This is a genomic window from Acinetobacter sp. Z1, from assembly GCF_024296945.1.
In the GTDB taxonomy this organism is placed as follows: Bacteria; Pseudomonadota; Gammaproteobacteria; order Pseudomonadales; family Moraxellaceae; genus Acinetobacter; species Acinetobacter beijerinckii.
The window spans coordinates 2,160,349-2,177,238 of sequence record NZ_CP101115.1; the positions used below are offsets into that span (position 1 = coordinate 2,160,349).

General features: G+C 37.3%; 17 protein-coding genes. 6 read left to right on the forward strand and 11 right to left on the reverse strand.

Annotation, left to right across the window (positions count from 1 at the left end; genetic code table 11):
* The first annotated feature begins 56 nt into the window (after positions 1-56).
* Positions 57-440, forward strand: coding sequence for a DUF2237 family protein (locus tag NGC85_RS10065; RefSeq protein WP_034710455.1), 384 nt, complete (start codon positions 57-59; stop codon positions 438-440).
* Positions 440-1,033, forward strand: a complete 594-nt coding sequence (locus NGC85_RS10070) for a nucleoside triphosphate pyrophosphatase (RefSeq protein ID WP_254730771.1) — start codon at positions 440-442, stop codon at positions 1,031-1,033. Before NGC85_RS10065 ends, NGC85_RS10070 begins: the two co-directional genes overlap by 1 nt.
* Positions 1,034-1,083: 50 nt before the next feature.
* Here NGC85_RS10070 and NGC85_RS10075 read toward each other — a convergent pair whose 3' ends face one another.
* Positions 1,084-2,574, reverse strand: a complete 1,491-nt coding sequence (locus NGC85_RS10075) for a SmvA family efflux MFS transporter (RefSeq protein WP_254730774.1) — start codon at positions 2,572-2,574, stop codon at positions 1,084-1,086.
* A gap of 125 nt (positions 2,575-2,699) precedes the next feature.
* Here NGC85_RS10075 and NGC85_RS10080 point away from each other — a divergent pair, with 125 nt between their 5' ends.
* Positions 2,700-3,281 carry a TetR family transcriptional regulator gene (locus tag NGC85_RS10080; protein WP_254730777.1) on the forward strand — a complete coding sequence of 194 codons (582 nt, stop codon included), beginning with the start codon at positions 2,700-2,702 and terminating at the stop codon, positions 3,279-3,281.
* A gap of 1 nt (position 3,282) precedes the next feature.
* Here the strand turns inward: NGC85_RS10080 and cpaB are convergent, their stop codons facing one another.
* Together cpaB and cpaA are read right to left on the reverse strand one after the other, a co-directional pair.
* Complete coding sequence (gene cpaB, locus NGC85_RS10085; RefSeq protein WP_254730780.1) at positions 3,283-3,912, reverse strand: metalloprotease secretion chaperone CpaB; 630 nt, start codon at positions 3,910-3,912, stop codon at positions 3,283-3,285.
* A gap of 15 nt (positions 3,913-3,927) precedes the next feature.
* Positions 3,928-5,706: a metalloendopeptidase CpaA gene (gene cpaA, locus NGC85_RS10090; protein ID WP_254730783.1), complete on the reverse strand. Its 1,779-nt coding sequence runs from the start codon at positions 5,704-5,706 to the stop codon at positions 3,928-3,930.
* 400 nt (positions 5,707-6,106) lie between these two features.
* On the opposite strand from cpaA, the gene NGC85_RS10095 reads away from it, so the two are divergent.
* Positions 6,107-6,616: a GNAT family N-acetyltransferase gene (locus tag NGC85_RS10095; protein WP_254730787.1), complete on the forward strand. Its 510-nt coding sequence runs from the start codon at positions 6,107-6,109 to the stop codon at positions 6,614-6,616.
* A 6-nt stretch (positions 6,617-6,622) separates the two neighbouring features.
* Here the strand turns inward: NGC85_RS10095 and NGC85_RS10100 are convergent, their stop codons facing one another.
* The 3 genes from NGC85_RS10100 to NGC85_RS10110 all read right to left on the reverse strand — a co-directional run bounded on the left by NGC85_RS10100 (position 6,623) and on the right by NGC85_RS10110 (position 10,268).
* Positions 6,623-7,876, reverse strand: a complete 1,254-nt coding sequence (locus tag NGC85_RS10100; RefSeq protein WP_254730790.1) for a serine hydrolase — start codon at positions 7,874-7,876, stop codon at positions 6,623-6,625.
* 80 nt (positions 7,877-7,956) lie between these two features.
* Positions 7,957-8,811 carry a MaoC/PaaZ C-terminal domain-containing protein gene (locus NGC85_RS10105; RefSeq protein ID WP_005053334.1) on the reverse strand — a complete coding sequence of 285 codons (855 nt, stop codon included), beginning with the start codon at positions 8,809-8,811 and terminating at the stop codon, positions 7,957-7,959.
* Between the two features lie 65 nt (positions 8,812-8,876).
* Positions 8,877-10,268: a 3-oxoacyl-ACP reductase gene (locus tag NGC85_RS10110; RefSeq protein ID WP_254730793.1), complete on the reverse strand. Its 1,392-nt coding sequence runs from the start codon at positions 10,266-10,268 to the stop codon at positions 8,877-8,879.
* 224 nt (positions 10,269-10,492) lie between these two features.
* On the opposite strand from NGC85_RS10110, the gene NGC85_RS10115 reads away from it, so the two are divergent.
* Positions 10,493-12,013 carry an acetyl-CoA C-acetyltransferase gene (locus tag NGC85_RS10115; RefSeq protein WP_005058395.1) on the forward strand — a complete coding sequence of 507 codons (1,521 nt, stop codon included), beginning with the start codon at positions 10,493-10,495 and terminating at the stop codon, positions 12,011-12,013.
* Between the two features lie 580 nt (positions 12,014-12,593).
* Here the strand turns inward: NGC85_RS10115 and NGC85_RS10120 are convergent.
* From NGC85_RS10120 to NGC85_RS10135, 4 genes are all read right to left on the reverse strand, one after another.
* Complete coding sequence (locus NGC85_RS10120) at positions 12,594-12,947, reverse strand: hypothetical protein (protein ID WP_254730796.1); 354 nt, start codon at positions 12,945-12,947, stop codon at positions 12,594-12,596.
* A gap of 111 nt (positions 12,948-13,058) precedes the next feature.
* Positions 13,059-13,847 carry a glutathione S-transferase N-terminal domain-containing protein gene (locus NGC85_RS10125; RefSeq protein ID WP_254730799.1) on the reverse strand — a complete coding sequence of 263 codons (789 nt, stop codon included), beginning with the start codon at positions 13,845-13,847 and terminating at the stop codon, positions 13,059-13,061.
* Between the two features lie 12 nt (positions 13,848-13,859).
* Positions 13,860-14,372 carry a ribonuclease E activity regulator RraA gene (gene rraA / locus NGC85_RS10130; RefSeq protein WP_254730802.1) on the reverse strand — a complete coding sequence of 171 codons (513 nt, stop codon included), beginning with the start codon at positions 14,370-14,372 and terminating at the stop codon, positions 13,860-13,862.
* Positions 14,373-14,384: 12 nt separating this feature from the next.
* On the reverse strand, positions 14,385-15,050 hold the full coding sequence (locus NGC85_RS10135) for an NAD(P)H-binding protein (protein ID WP_254730805.1): 666 nt from the start codon (positions 15,048-15,050) through the stop codon (positions 14,385-14,387).
* Positions 15,051-15,260: 210 nt separating this feature from the next.
* Between NGC85_RS10135 and rpsT the strand changes: the two genes are divergently transcribed.
* The gene (gene rpsT / locus NGC85_RS10140) at positions 15,261-15,527 is read left to right on the forward strand and encodes a 30S ribosomal protein S20 (RefSeq protein WP_005053324.1); all 267 of its coding nucleotides are present in this window, start codon (positions 15,261-15,263) and stop codon (positions 15,525-15,527) included.
* A 50-nt stretch (positions 15,528-15,577) separates the two neighbouring features.
* On the opposite strand, the gene NGC85_RS10145 is transcribed toward rpsT, so the two are convergent.
* A complete protein-coding gene (locus NGC85_RS10145) occupies positions 15,578-16,840 on the reverse strand; it encodes a hypothetical protein (RefSeq protein ID WP_254730809.1) in 1,263 nt (420 codons plus the stop codon).
* Positions 16,841-16,890 lie beyond the last annotated feature (50 nt).

Below are 16,890 nucleotides of genomic sequence, written 5' to 3' on the forward strand. Positions count from 1 at the left end.
GGCGAAAGCGTCACTTTTGATTATGATAATCAATGTCACTTATTCTTAATATGATTATGTCTATTCATCCTGATCCAAAAATTAATCGTTTAAATGTCCTTGGCGAACCTTTAGCCAGTTGTTGTTATGATCCGATTACAGGATATTTCCGTAACGGTTTTTGTCACACCTCGGTCACAGATATTGGTCAACACACGATGTGTGCACAGATGACCTCTGAATTTCTAAATTTTTCACAAAAGATTGGTAACGATTTAATTACCCCTTTACCTGAAGCTGGATTCCCAGGACTAAAGCCTGGTGATTTCTGGTGTATTTGCGTGACACGATGGGTTGAGGCATATGAAGCGGGTCAAGCCCCGCCTATTAAATTGAACGCTTGCCATAATGCAGTTTTACATTATGTTCCGCTTAATATTCTTGTGGAATATGCGGTGTAATGCGTCAATTTGAACTAATTTTGGCTTCGAGCAGCCAAACCCGCAAAGATCTGATGGATCGTTTACATCTAAATTATCGCTGTATTTCACCTGATATCGATGAGTCAGCAGATGGTGAATTACATGCCGATGATTTGGCTAAACGTCTCGCTTTCGAGAAAGCACGGGTGATTGCTGAGCAAAATCCAAATGCGATTGTGATTGGTTCTGATCAAGTTGCTTGGCGTGAACATGCGCCTTATGACTTTATTGGTAAACCATTAACGGTTGAAAATGCGATTCAACAATTACAAGCAAACTCCGGGAAAACTGTATTTTTTAGCACGGCGCTCAGTGTCCAGCATTTACAATCTGGCTTTGAAACCACACTAGTCGAACATTACCAAGTAAAATTTCGCCAACTAACGATCGCTGAAATTGAACGTTATATTGAAATTGATCAGCCTTTGCATTGTGCAGGCAGCTTTAAGTGTGAAAGCTTAGGGATTAGCTTATTTGAAAAAATGGTGGGAGATGATCAAACCACATTGATGGGTTTACCGATGATTCAGTTGTGTAAGATTTTACGTGAATTTGGGATAGCTATTCCTTAAAAACAAAACACCCTTATCTAAATCTATATAGATAAGGGTAAGTCATTATTTTATTCCTCAACGATCTCAACTCGCTTTGGTAAAGCAAACCAAATAAATACCGTCAACACCAAAAAGAAGGTTGCTGCCACTTCTAATACAGCCCGATGTGATTGACTAAAAGCAAGTTGCGCCGCAGAAATCACTTGATCAGCAATACTTGGTGATGCCTGTTTAACTGCTTGTACAGCCTCACCAATTGAAGTGCTCACCTGCGCGATCAATGACTCAGGAACTTCATTTGGTATTACAATTGCTTGTGCATAGAACCAAGAAAGCAATAATCCAAAAAAAGCAATACCGAAACCAGCACCAAGTTCATATGCCATTCCTTCAATTGCACCAGCAGCACTTGCCTTAGTGGGTGGTACTGATGACATGATTGCTGAGGTGGAAGCAAGTAAAGCTATTTCCACACTCAAACCTAACGCCACCATCCACGCCCAAGCTTGAAGTTTGGCTTGCATAAAGTCCGTATTAGCTAAGCCCCACAAACTTATTGCACTCATCAACATACCAAGACTTGCAATCAAACGTAAACCAAAGCGATTGACCAATATACTTGCAATAGGCCCACCTAAACTAAACGCCAGCATAAAAGGTAAAATAAACATCCCTGCTGCTAATGGCGATAGTTCATAAACAAACTGCAATTCTTGAGAAATGAGTAATTCAAAACCAACCAGTGCCATCATTGATACGACTGCCATGACCATACCCGTAGCAATCACAGGATGTTTAAACAATTGCATATCAATCATTGGTGATGTGGCGGTTAATTGTTTGCGGATAAAAGCAATTAATAAGCTAAGTCCAACAACAAAAATCACGACAACATTCATAGTAAACGCATGCATTGCTGTTTTTACTGCATAAATGATGCACAAAATGGCGAATACCAACACTAAGGCTTGTACCAAGTTTAAATTTTGTTTTGGTTGCCCCGCCTGTTTTGGAATCACCCAATAAGCCATGATCAATACCACGATAACAATTGGAATATTGATTAAAAATACCGCTCCCCAATGAAAGTGCTCAAGTAAGAAACCACCAAATAAAGGACCAAAGGCTGCACCACCACCACCGACAGTCGTCCATATACCTAATGCAATATTACGTTGCTTTTCATCCAAAAAGGTATTCCGTACAGCGGAGAGTGTCGCAGGTAGAATCATAGCTGCGCCTACTGCCAATAACGCTCTAGATGCAATCAACATCCATGCTGTAGAAGAAAATGCAGCCATCAAAGATGCTAAGCCAAATAATCCGCCGCCGATCATCATTAAGCGTTTAAATCCAATACGATCCCCCAACGCACCCATCGGCAGAATCAGTCCCGCCATAACCAAGGAATAAATATCAATAATCCATAACAATTCATTGTTTGTTAGTGATAATGAATCAATAAGTGTTGGCGCAGCAACGTGTAATACGGTTGCATCAATAACAACAGGGAGATAGATCAATGCAATGATTGCAAGAATTAACCACTTGCGGGTCATAAATGCCTCTGAGTTGGACAATTGTTCAAATTGGCTTTATTATAATCAAAACTGAACACTTGTCCAACTTTAAAATTTAAGTTAGTTTGTATCGGTTTGTGAAAAGCTATTCAAGGTGATGAAATATGGCATATTTAAACAAAGATCGACGTCGTGAAATGATTCTACAAGCGGCTATGAAAGTTGCTTTAAATGAAGGTTTCTCAGCAATGACTGTACGTCGTATTGCCACTGAAGCGCAAACCTCAACAGGACAAGTACATCATCACTTTGCATCCAACTCACATTTAAAAGCCGAAGCATTTATTCAACTCATGCAGCAACTAGATGAAATTGAAAGTCTGGTGGCTACAAACAACTATTTACATCGTATTTATTTTTTACTGGGCTGTGAAAATATAGAGCAAGTTCAGCCCTATTTAAGATTATGGAATGAAGCTGAAGTTTTAATTGAACAAGATGCAGAAATTAAAAAAGCCTATAACATCGCAATGCAAGATTGGCACGATTCTATCGTCAAAATTATCGAAGAAGGTAAACTTTGCGAAGAGTTTAAATTTGAAACAAAAAGCCAAGACATTGCTTGGCGTTTGATTGCTTTTGTCTGCGGTTTAGAAGGTATTTATAAACTTGGTTTGTCGGGACTAAATGAAGAAGATTTTAAACGGCATACCGAATATATGATCAAATCAGAGCTTTATCCCTGAGTTAATGATCATGCGCATGTACTTCTTTATCTTCAACCCCTTGATCCATCACTTGCACAATACCCTGTCCATTTTTGATCTCAGCTGTATAATTTCCTTTATCACTGTAAATCTGAATAATCGTATATTGATCTTTTTGGCTTTGAGTAATCGTAAAATAATTCCTCTCTGGTATACCTTGTTCAAACTCACCACGCCAACGTAAGATATCATCATCTAGCTTTTCAATTTCAACAATTTTCCCACTACGATTGAGTCCATACTCAAGCATCTGGAACTTAACAACATCACCTATATTTTTGGTTTCAATAATATTTTGATTATAGTTAACAGCCATTCCTTTATTGCTTTTAGAAAGCGGTAAGGCTTCACTATTTTTCAAATCATTGTCTTGTATTTCATGAAACAAAACGGTTTCTTTCTTCGCAGTTTCTAACTCCTTTTTTGAAATATTCAAATTGTCACGCGGAAAATTAGATTCGGATTGATCCGAAGAATTAAAACGATTTGATTTTTGAGTTGAGCCATTCTGTGTAGATGCCACAACTTGATCAGGCTTAAAAAAAACAAATAAACCCACAGTCACGATCAACGTGACTGCAAGTAAAGTTAAAATTTTATAGTGCTTCATAAATTTGAAAACAACTTAATTATATTGTGAGATTCGGATAACGTTAGCATTAATAACACTAACAGCATCTTTCTTGCCTTCTTCGCCTAAACGCACACCATATTTAGGGTTATAAAGATATGGGCTTGAATAAAAGTTTAAGTTATTTCCACCCAAAGCGGTGCTTCCTAATGGATGAGAAAAACCTGAACCAATATTGGCTGAGTCGCCATGATACAAACCTAAGTTATGACCAACTTCATGACGCATTGCTGCAACTGAACAGCCAGCAATATCATTAGCTCCAATCATGTTATACGAACTCGCATTGATCCAAGCCCAACCACAACCGCCAGCACCAGGCTCATTTCCTTGGTAATATACCCCATCTGCTAATACACGTTTACGCTCTGCTTGAACGGTTGTATCCGAGCGTCCAACATTAATTGCATCAAGTAAAGTTGCAGCAGGAATTTTATAAGTTAAATATCCTGTTTGTCTTAAATAGAATTTAGCTGATGAATTTTCCGCAGTTAAATTAGTTAAATTCAATCCTTCAATCATACGAAGTTTTGAAGCACTTTCACCTAAAATACTAGAAACGTCTGGACTATTGACCAACAATATATCAATGGTATAGCTATCAATTGCCCAACCTTGAGCAGTGAAAATAAAACGACGATTTTCACCAGTTTTGATTGTAGTAGATAAGCCGTTAGCAGCTGTAATAAAACTATTTGTACCCGCTGTAGAAGACAAAATGACCTTATCACCCACCTGTGCTGTTGTCGGTAAATTAATTGTTTGTTTCCAATTAGAATCCGAAATATTCACTTTGAGTGTAGGCTGAGTCATGTTGGGTAAAGTTGAAGCAATTGTACTGCTTGAACTAATAGTTTTTGTTGGAGCAGACATTAGCACCCAATGAGCCTTATCTGTTACATACATAAACTCATATTGGTCACCTGTTTTCAGGCTCAATGTCGCACTACTATTGGTATTCGTATTATTAATTTTTGCAGCCCAAGTTGCTGTTGATTTAATAATGACACGATCACGATCATTTGCAGTATTTGGCAATGTGAAATTTGAAACCCAATTTGCATCTGCAAAATTAACTTCCGTTACAGGTGTCGTTACAGCATTTAAGCTTGTTCCAATATCCTTAACATTTATTTTAACGGGTTTAATAAACTCAGGAACCCATTTCTGCAAAGCAGCATTATATTTGAGCCAGTATTCACTGCCATTATTTAGATTATAGCTACTACCAAAAAGTAAATTATCTTTAGAAATTTCAGAAGCGTAAGCCGCAGTAGAAACAATTTGAACTAAAGCGCCATCCATCACATTCGTTGGCAGCACAATTGTTTTTGCCCATTTTCCATCGGCAACTGAAACTTGCTGTAATTTAATATTACTTAATGCGATTTGTTCAACTTGTGAATTATTACTCGGACTTACAGTAGCAAGTTGAGCCACCCATTTCTTTGAAGTTGAATTATAGACAAATTGAAAAGTATCTCCGCTTTGTATTTCAAGTACTTCAATAGGCAAGTTTGTGTTTGAAGTATCTAAATAGCTTTTATAACCCGCAGTTGATTGAATAGTCACCTTGTCTAAATTATTTGCGTTATTTGGCAAATAAATATTCTTTACCCAATTGCCATTTGCTAAAACAAATTTTAGATCAGCGTAACCCGTTGGGATATTGCCACTATTACTATTTTGATTTGGAGATAATGTAGTAGAAGCATAAACTGCTGATGCAGCTAATAGTCCAGCTATACAAATCACTCTAAGACTTAATTTCATTTATTTTCCTTTTTTGTGCTTTTTTTGCACGATAAGAGTAGCAGAAACCACCTCACCACTCAATTAATATTTATAATATATCATTTAAAATCATAATCTTATTTTTATCACAGTTTAGCAATAATCTGTTTAACCATTCAAGTTAATAGACTAAATATCCAAGCAGAAGCTGTAATTTTAAAGAAGATTGTGGCTCTATATGATTTGCTGTAAAAGTGTGTAATTCAGCACATAAACCCTCTTACTTATTAATTTTACTAAATAGTATAATCTTGAGTTTAGTCGTTCCAATTTAGAGGAACAAGACAGCAAAAATATGAAGTTACAATGATCATGAGTGTTGACTTAAAAATTAAAGTTAAATTGATATTTTAAAACAGATTTATTTATGAAATAAAAAATGAAAATACCAATTTTAGAAAGTTCTAGGCTAAATTTATTCATATTTTCTGTAGAAGATATATCTGAAATCTATGCTTGCATAACACCAACATTAACTCGATATATGGCGTGGGAACCAGCTCAAAGTCTTGAAGCATTAGAATATATCTGTAAAAAATGGCTGATTGCTGAAGCAAACGCCACTGACCTTCACTTCGTATTACGTGATAAAGAAAATCTACGTTTTACTGGTCTTATTGGCTTACATCGGATGCACACTTTAACCCCTGAACTGGGTTTGTGGATTCGAGAAGATTGTCACAATCAGGGTTTTGCTAAAGAAGCATTGCTTGAAGTCTTTTGTTGGGCTTCTCGCAATATATCCGCGCAATACTTTGTATACCCTGTTGCAGTAGATAATCAGCCAAGTCGTAAACTGGCTGAATTTTTAGGTGGAACTATTGCTGGATACAAAACAGAAAGCAAATATGAGGCGGTGATTTATCATATTCCGCCTTATTCAAAATAAAATCAATTAAAACCAGCCCTTACGACCATTTAATATTTCATCTGCACAACGTAAAGTTTCTTGGCTCAAACCCCATAAACGATAATCGCCTGTCGCAGATGTGACATTAAAATTATGCGTGTAAGCAAAACTGATTCCGCGATCAGGATCACACCAAGCACCCGAGCCATTAAAACCAACATGACCAAAACCATGTGGTGCACGCTTACCCATCGTTAAAATACGGTGATATCCTAAACGCCAATGCATTGGAATAGGCATCACTCGATCACGTACTGTGAATTGTACTTTACCTAACTGCTTGAAAATCTCAGGGCGAATTAACTGCTCACCATACCACTGCCCTTTATTGGCAAGCATAGCGTAAACTTTTGCTAAACTATCCGCAGTAAACACCCCATTTGCAGCAGGAATAATTGCCTGTAAGCCAGCATCGCTAAAAAAGCTAAAATGATTCATTCCTTTTGGAATCATTGCATCTTTAAAATCTTGTGGGCTTTGTCCTGATAGTTCTAATAATTTTTCAGATAAAGATGGCTTACGCGATTGATTACTTTTTTGCACTTGAGGTTTAGAAGTAACAAGCGTTTTTGGTTTTGATATTAAGCGAGCGACACGATTCAATTCTGAACTTGGTACGCCAAAATACGCTCCATTCAATTCGAGCGGCTGAACTAAATAACGTTGCATTAGCCAATTTAAAGGTTGTTTAGCAGCTTTCTCAACCACACCCCCCAAAATCCAACCATAAGTTAATGGTTGATACGCATAACTTTGCCCTGCTGTAAAGCGTGGCGTAGCACCTGCTACAACCTCTAACATATGTTGCCAATCTAACATCTCTGTTGCTGAATCGATAAGGTTACGAATATCAAATAGACCCGTTTGATGAGATAACACGTGCCTTAATGTGATATTCGCTTTACCATTTTGAGCAAATTCAGGCCAATAATTTGCAATTGGTTGCTCGTAATCAAGTAAGCCTTCACTTACTAAAATATGTGCAAGCGTTGCTAAGATTCCTTTACCTGTTGAATAGCACATTGCCAAAGTATCAGACTGCCAATCTTCTTCTTGAGATTTTTTACCTGTAAATATATCGACAACTTTTTTGCCTTGGAAATAAACAACCAAAGCCGCACCACCCCGATCGCTTCTTGCATCTTGAAAACGGCTAAACTGACGTGCTAAATCAGAAAACCGTTCATCAACTGTGCCACGATAATTATGAGTATCGGCTAATAAAAGTTCTCTAATCAAAGCTCAAATCCTTATGATATTTATACTTTTAGAATATCCCTCTTGCGAACAAAAGGGATCATTAGAAATACATGATGGTATTAAAGGGCTTTTACTGTACCCGCAACATGTGGTTTTTTAGATTTTACATTACGAATTAAAAACTCAGTTTGTTTTGGTTCAATCGCAGTTAAAAACTCTACTGTTGAAGGTAAAAACATAGGTAACTTGAACCAGACATCTGCTTCATACGCATTTGGAAGTTCAAGGCTAGCTAATGCTTTTGCTTTACTCCACATACCATGTGCAATTGCTTGTTTAAAACCAAATGCTTTTGCTGTAACAGCGTGGATATGAATCAAATTAAAGTCACCTGAAATCATTGCATAACGGCGACCAGTATTCTCAGAAATATTCCATTCTGTTTGCGGCTGATAAGCTGGCTCTTTATTTTCTTTCGCTTTTTCAGATGCTTTTTTCTCAGTTTTTTGGCGAGATAAGTAAGTGGTTAAACTTTCCATCACCACTTCACCACCAACTTTTGCAGTTGTGATGAAATCAAACTGTAAGCCTTTATCATGTGGTTGTAGCTCGCCAAATTTACATGACAATGTAATCTGCTCATCTACACCAATTTTGCGTGTTTGTTTGATCTGGTTACGGATATGCACCAAACCTAATATCGCAAATGGGAACGCTTCGCTCGTCATCATGTGCATTTGCAAGCTTTGAGATAATACTGCCAAGTAAATTGCAGGTACAAATCCATCATTTTTAAAACCACAAATTTCGTTGTAGCTTTCTAAATGTTTTGCATCAATTTTGAGTGTATCAACCACATATTCAACTTGTGGCAAAACTTTTTCACCTTTCGGCTTTTTGAAAATTAAACCTTGGATAACTTTTGGATAAGCTAAATAAGGTTTTGGTAATTGACTAAAATGACGTGTATTCATAATAAACCTTTCTATATTTTTATAAAAAAGGGATGCACTAGCACCCCTCTTCAAAACCTTAATGCTTAAGCACCTAACAGGCTTTGACCACAAACGCGTACTACGTTACCAGTCACACCTGTTGAACCTGTTGATGCATACCAAGCAATCGCTTCAGCGACATCTACAGGCAAACCACCTTGATTCATTGAGTTCATACGACGACCTGCTTCACGAATCGCAAAAGGAATCGCAGCAGTCATTTGAGTTTCAATGAAACCTGGTGCAACAGCATTAATGGTAATGCCATTCTTTAATGTAGGCGCAGTAAACTTCACTAAACCAATCACACCTGCTTTAGAAACAGCATAGTTAGTTTGACCTAAGTTACCAGCGATACCACTGATTGATGATACACAAACGATACGACCATTTGCATTTAAACCATCATTAGAAAGTAAGTAATCGTTAACGCGCTCAATAGCAGATAAGTTAATGTTGATGACTAGATCCCAAAGCTCAGGCTTCATATTTGCCAAAGTTTTATCACGAGTAATACCCGCGTTGTGAACAATAACGTCTAAACCACCTTGTTTTGCAGCAGCAGTTTTGATTTTTTCACCCGCATCAGCAGCAGTAATGTCAATTGCCAATACTGAGCCACCAATTGAACCTGCAACACGCTCTAAATCAGCTTGTTGTTGTGGAACGTCTAAGCAAATCACATGCGCGCCATCACGAGCAAGAACATGAGCGATTGCTTCACCAATACCACGGCTCGCACCTGTTACTAATGCCGTTTTACCTGCAAGTGGCTTCGCCCAATCTAAGTCAACCACATCCGCTTTAGAAACACGGATCACTTGACCAGAAACATAAGCTGAACGCGGAGAGATTAAGAACCGTAAAGTTGACTCTAGGTTTGCTTCAGCACCTTGATCAACATAAACCACTTGAGCGGTGATACCTTTTTTAAATTCTTTACCAGCAGATTTAACAAAGCCTTCAAGCGCACGTTGTGCAATTGCTTGTTTTACAGTCTTAGCTGTTTCTGGTGTTGTACCAATAACAATCACACGACCAGAACTAGAAATTTGACGAACGATCGGATTAAAGAAGTTATACAATGCTTTTAATTGTTCAGAATCTTGAATACCAGAAGCATCAAATACCACCGCTTTAAACTTTGACTCTTTATCATCAGCGTTTAAAGGACGAAGATTTAAACCAACTTTTGCAGCAGTTTGTTGTAATTCAACATTATTACCCACATAGCTATCTGCATGGATATTGCTAAGTACTTGAGCAATAGCAGCAGAAATCGTGCTTGATGGAGCAGTGCCAAACAATACGGCACCATTCACAACAGGTTGAGCACTTTCAAAACGTTCTAACGTTACTGGCGATGGTAAACCTAAATTTTTTACAACAAACTTACCCAAAGGTGATTGTGTAAATGCTTGGTATTGATCGGTCATGATTATTATCTCTCATACAAATGAATTTTCTACAAACATATGCTTCATGTTAGCCTAAAAACATGAAATCAATGTCTGATTGACTCATAACAAATCATACTTGAGTTCATGTTCTGATGTCTTGACCTGAATGTGGTCTAAAGCGTCATTCTAGTCAATACAGCAGTATTGTAAATATGGTATTGTTATCACAAGAATATCGCAATTATGCTTGGAAAAGCCTTATGAGCAAAACAACTCAAGAAAATCCAGCAGTCGAAAATTCTGCTGAAGAAAATGTGTCAAATACATCAAAAGCAGCTTCTACTACACGTAAAACTGCTAGCACAACTTCAAAAGCAGCAAGCACGACACCTAAGACAACTCGTACTACCACTCGTAGTCCGAAAAGTACTGCTTCTTCAAGTACTACAAAAGCAGCATCAGCTAAAACAACCAAACCTTCTGTTCAACAGGATAAAACCATGAGCCAAAACACTGTGCGCCGTGTTGCCATTATCGGCGGTAACCGTATTCCTTTCGCTCGCTCTAACGGCGCTTATTTCACAGCTTCTAACATTGACATGTTTACTGCTGCGTTAAACGGTTTGGTTGAGCGCTTCAACCTACAAGGTCAACGTTTGGGTGAAGTTGTTGCTGGCGCAGTATTAAAACACAGCCGTGACTTCAACATGACTCGTGAGTGTGTTTTAAATACTCAACTTGCTCCTGAAACACCAGCTTGTGATCTTCAACAAGCTTGTGGTACTGGTTTACAAGCAGCATTCCAAGTAGCAAACAAAATTGCTCTAGGTCAAATCGAAGTGGGTATCGCTGGTGGTGTTGATACTACATCTGATGCACCTATCGCATTTGGTGACGGCTTACGTAAAGCTTTACTTGAGCTTAACATTGCTAAAACAGGTAAAGATCGCTTAAAAGCACTTTCTAAGATCAATGTTAAAGATCTTATGGATGCGCCTAAAAATGGTGAACCACGTACTGGTTTATCTATGGGTGATCACCAAGCGATTACTGCACTTGAGTGGGGTATTCCACGTGAAGAGCAAGATGCTTTAGCTGCTTCTTCTCACCAAAAAATGGCGAAAGCATACGAAGAAGGTTTCTTCGATGACCTAATTACGCCTTTCCTTGGTTTAAGCCGTGATAACAACTTACGTGCTGACTCTACAGCTGAGAAATTAGCAAAATTAAAACCAGTATTTGGTAAAGGCGAAGCTGCAACAATGACAGCGGGTAACTCTACTCCACTTACTGATGGTGCATCATGTGTACTTTTAGCTTCTGAAGAATGGGCTAAAGCAAATGGCCACGAAGTTCTTGCTTACTTAACATTCTCTGAAACTGCTGCAGTTGATTTCGTTGGTAAAAAAGAAGGCTTATTGATGGCGCCTGCTTATGCAGTTCCGCGTATGCTTGAGCGTGCTGGTCTTAAACTTCAAGATTTCGACTACTATGAAATCCACGAAGCATTTGCATCACAAGTTCTTTCTACTTTGAAAGCTTGGGAAGATGAAAAATTCTGTAAAGAGCGTTTAGGTTTAGATGCACCTTTAGGTTCAATTGATCGTAGCAAGCTAAATGTTAAAGGCTCTTCTTTAGCTGCTGGTCACCCATTCGCTGCTACTGGTGGTCGTATCATCGCGACTGCTGCAAAAATCTTAAACCAAAAAGGATCAGGTCGTATCTTAGTATCGATCTGTGCTGCTGGTGGTCAAGGTGTAACTGCTATTATTGAAAAATAATTGCTCGCCTAACACAAAAAAGGGATTAAATCTTTGGATTTAGTCCTTTTTTATTATAATTATGATTAAACAAACCAATATCTATAAAAATATAGTACATGCAATCATTTCTATTTGACCAACTTTTTTATATAGGTGCTTGGCATCCAATTTTATTGGTTCTATTATTTTTGTTTGGATTTTATCTTGCGGAATTATCTTTTAAAAAGGCTTTGGTTAAGTATCCCGTTGAAAGCCTGCAAAGATATAGAAGAGTATTAAATAGCATCCTTTGTAGTGTTTCATTTTTTACGATAAGCTATTTATTTAACTTTAATTTTATCTATTTTCTTTCTTCTTGTATTTGTTTACCTTATATACTAACCAGTAAAGCCCACTATCAAATCACCAATAGATATTAAAGATGTGGTTATTCATTATAAATATCTTTCTATTTTGGGTCTATGCTTTGTTCTACTCCACTTCCTATCATCAGGTGCAGAGGAACACTTACCGATTATTATATTTTTTGCTATTTGCCTTTGGTTTTTGAGCTTTATCGTTTGGATGTTACACTTTAAAGGTCATGTCCCTATTTAGACTATTTCGCTCTTTGAAAATTTACATAATAATCGTTTAACACTTTAATCGCTTGTTTAAGTTCTTTAAGATTTTCCTCAGTGTTGCCCAATCGTTCAACAAAGCGTTGTGAATGAATTTCCAAATCGATCTTTTCATTAATTTGCGGTGCAATCCTAAATAGCTTTTCTAAATCATCAAATCGATCTAATTTTCGATTTGAAAAATACTCCAGACGAAAACCTAATTCATTCAGTTTTACACCATCTAATATAGTGCCATGTTCCGTATCAAAGGCTAAAGCATGCTCTTTCAAAAACAATTGTTCAGGTGTCTCTTTTGAGCTTTTGAATAAACTAGATAACTGACTTAACATTAGTTGATCACATCACAATATTTACTAAAGTATTTAAGCTGCAAAACAATCATGAATGCAACAACCAAATAATACAAAAAAAAGCACCTTTTAAAGGTGCTTGTTCAAAGCTTATTGTCCGTACTGTTTCTTGAGGTACTCAACAATTTTAGCTGATTCAAACATTTTCACACCAGTGTTTGGGTCAACTAAATATGGAACCTGAATATCACGTCCCATTATTTCGACAGTCTTCTCACGCTTGCCATTCGGCAAAGGAATATATGGACCAGGTTTTAAACGTAAAATGGCAGGTCCCATATCTTGCCAACGCTCTTTTGGTACGTTGTGTAAAATATAAGGTAATTCTAATTCAGTAAGAACCTCACGTACTAAACGTGTATATGGACTCGCTTCAAAGCTCCACAATTCTAAAAGCTCTGTAGGCGCTGGGCGATCTATAATTTGCTTATTGATCCACACACCGCGAGCGGCATTCGCAACAGTTGCTAAGGTCGAAATATATGGTAGTTTTGGATAGTAGCTATATTTTTTAGGTGTATGCCCTGTTTTGCCATAATGCTTAAACAGATGATGAATGATCTCTTGTGACTCGTAGAGTTGATCACCTGTGTTTTCATCAATCAAAAATGGAAATTGTCTTTTACCACCCTTTTCTTTTACAACTTGGCGATATTTTTGTCCGCCTTTAGGACATGGATAAATTTCAACATCTAGATTTAATATTGTGATGACTTCACGAACACGGCGGCAAAATGGTGAACCTTCAAACTCATAGAGCTTAATCGGCTTCGCAGGTTGATTCGGAAATGGTGTTCCTGATACCCCACGTCCACCTTCGATCAGTGTTGCAGCGACTGATTGTAAAACTTTAAACTGATGGCTCACCATTTTAAGCATACTGTTATCCTTTTAGCATTCGACTAGTTTTTCTTTTGCAATCACAATTCCGTTATTATCTGCATAGATATAATCACCAGAACTGATCGTCACGCCACCAAAATACAATGTGATGTCTACTTCACCTATGCCCTTACGATTACTTTTTTGTGGTATTGCAGCCAATGCATGTACACCTAAATCTAATTCCGCAATTGCATCCACATCACGCACACAACCATAAATCACCACTCCATTCCAGTGATTATTTACAGCTGATTCTGCAATCAAATCTCCCATAAGTGCGCAACGCATTGATGCACCACCATCAACAACCAATACCTTACCAGTACCATCCGTTGCTAAAAGCTCTTTTACACGTGAATTATCCTCGAAACACTTTACAGTTACGACTTGCCCACCAAAGGTTTTACGAGCACCATAGCTTTTAAAGAATTTACCATCCAAGGAAGGTATAACCACTTGTAAATCTTTTCCTGGATTATCATCTAATAAATCACAAGTTACGAAAGCTGCTGTTGTCACTTAAATTCTCCATCACTGCGTTTGTTGTATGCTTAAATTGTCATAAAGTTTAAATATGGCGGTCTGACTTTGCGCTGCAACGACCATTGTATGCGCTAATTGCTCAGCGGTTACAGGTTTAAATTTAAACGGCTTGGTCCAAGTTTTTTCAACCAATTTAAATAAAGTTTGCGCTACGTCTTCTAAAATACGAACATCACTTCGTTTGCCTATTAAAAGCGAAGGCTGAAAAATAGATAGTTTATAAATTGATAAACTTTTCAGATAATCCTCCAACTCACCTTTCACTTTATTATAAAAAATAGGCGAATTTGCATCAGCACCTAGTGCGCTCACAATCAAGAAATGAATATTTTTATCTTGAATTAAGTCTGCAAAATGCGCGTTAATTTCATAATCAATTGCATAAAATGCTTGTTTAGAACCTGCTTGTTTTATCGTACTACCCAAACAACTAAAAGCATGTGTATGTGAACTTACATCTTCATCATTAAGTAAAAGAAAATCTTCTAAAACTAGCTGAATCACCTTGCTATAAGCATTTAATGTTTCAGACTTTTTACGTACAACAACTGTAATTGCACTAAAATCTGCTGATTGTTGCAACTCATCAATCAAGGCTTGTCCGACTAATCCGGTTGCACCAATGACGATTGCTTTTTTATCACCTATTTTCATTTTTATTCCACTTAAGTCATCACTCGACCTAATGTAACGTTTTCTTGCACGTTTATCATCTGTTAAATGCACTTAAAAACATGACAAAGCTTGACTTCGCGGCTTAGTTTCCTCAAAATATGCCACTTGTTTACGGGCTGGTGAATGTTGCCAATTTATTGGTTTTAACTTCAGCCCGCCCAGACCAACTTATTTTTAAGGAGTGCACGAGTGGCAAACTCTGCTCAAGCTAAAAAACGTGCTCGTCAAAACGTTAAAGCACGCAAACACAACGCAAGCTTGCGTTCTATGGTTCGTACTTACATCAAACGTACTGTAAATGCGATCGCTGCTGGTGATTATGCTGTTGCTTCAGAAGCTTATAAAACAGCTGTACCTGTAATTGACCGTATGGCTGATAAAGGTATCATCCACAAAAACAAAGCTGCTCGTCACAAGAGCCGCTTAAATGCTCAAGTTAAAGCGTTAGCTAACTAATTTGATCGTATAAAAAAGCCCGATTTTCGGGCTTTTTTATTGTCTTCAGTTTATGCAAATGGTGACAAGCCTGTTCTTTCGTCTCGCACAATTGCTATAATTTTTTGACAGCATTTGTAGCTATCTTCCAATAAAACCAAATCATGCGCTCTTAAATTATTTTGAATAAATAACGTCTTATAGAATTGATATCGTTCATTCAACAAATCATGATCTTGGCTTAAGGCAATCATCATTAACTCAACACGAAAATCCAAATCAACATCCTGATTTAATGGCATAGCGTGATATGCCCAAGCTTGTAAGTTATCTATATTTCCATGACCTAAATGCGAAAAAATAAAATTGATATAAGCATCTAATTGACTAAAAAACTTATGGATATCGTTGGCGGAATCCCATCTTCCAGACAAATCGAAACTTAATTTATCTTTTTGACTAAATTGATCAAGAGTTACAACATCAACTGGTCTCAATCGAAAAATAAGACGTTCAGGTATTTGTTCTTGTAATTCTGTAGGAATAAATCGATTGGTCATATCTATAGCAAAAGAGACCATTGGGCTAATGGTTAATTTTCTTAGCACCAATTTAAGCTGATAAAAAATACCATCATATTGCTGCGTTAATAAAAAACATCGATACCCTGTATCAATTGAACGTTCAGGATGCTCAACATTCCCCCAACGAGAGATATAGTCATGTGCAATGTTAAAAACATTCAGCTTTAGATCTCGCGTATAAGATTGTTCTTGAAACCATTTACTCATCAATTGTTCAGCTTCATTCATATTTTGAGGAATCTGAAATTCACTGCGATTTATGGCTACTTTATCAACCATATGAGTTTCTGTTTGTTTTGCAATTAATGGCGCTAACAAATAAGGCTGCAACATTGTTGAAATAGCATCTCGGGGTGATTGAAGCTCACCTATTGCCCATATATTATAATTAGGCTCATAACAGCCTACACCCGTTGCATGTACCGCTTCATAAAATACGCGATACAAGGCATCGTTTTGTGCTTCTAAAGCAAGAACATCTAGTTGCACACTTGCAAATAATCCCTGAGAAAATTGTTCCTTCAGCGAACTTACCCATTGTTGGGTCTGCTCTGAAAAATAATTTTGATATTCTGGATCACAAATTTTACTCGAAAATAAATCCAACCAAGCTTTCAACGTTTTACCATGACTTGATACTTTGCCATATTGTTGGTGCAACTCTAATGCAGCCTGATGTGAATCATCTTCGGCAGGAACTTTACCTGTAAATATCTCAGGCTCCCACAAATAAATCGTGTTTAATAACATCTTTTTATCCAATTATGCGTCAAGTTTATCTTTTTTATTTTTTTATAATG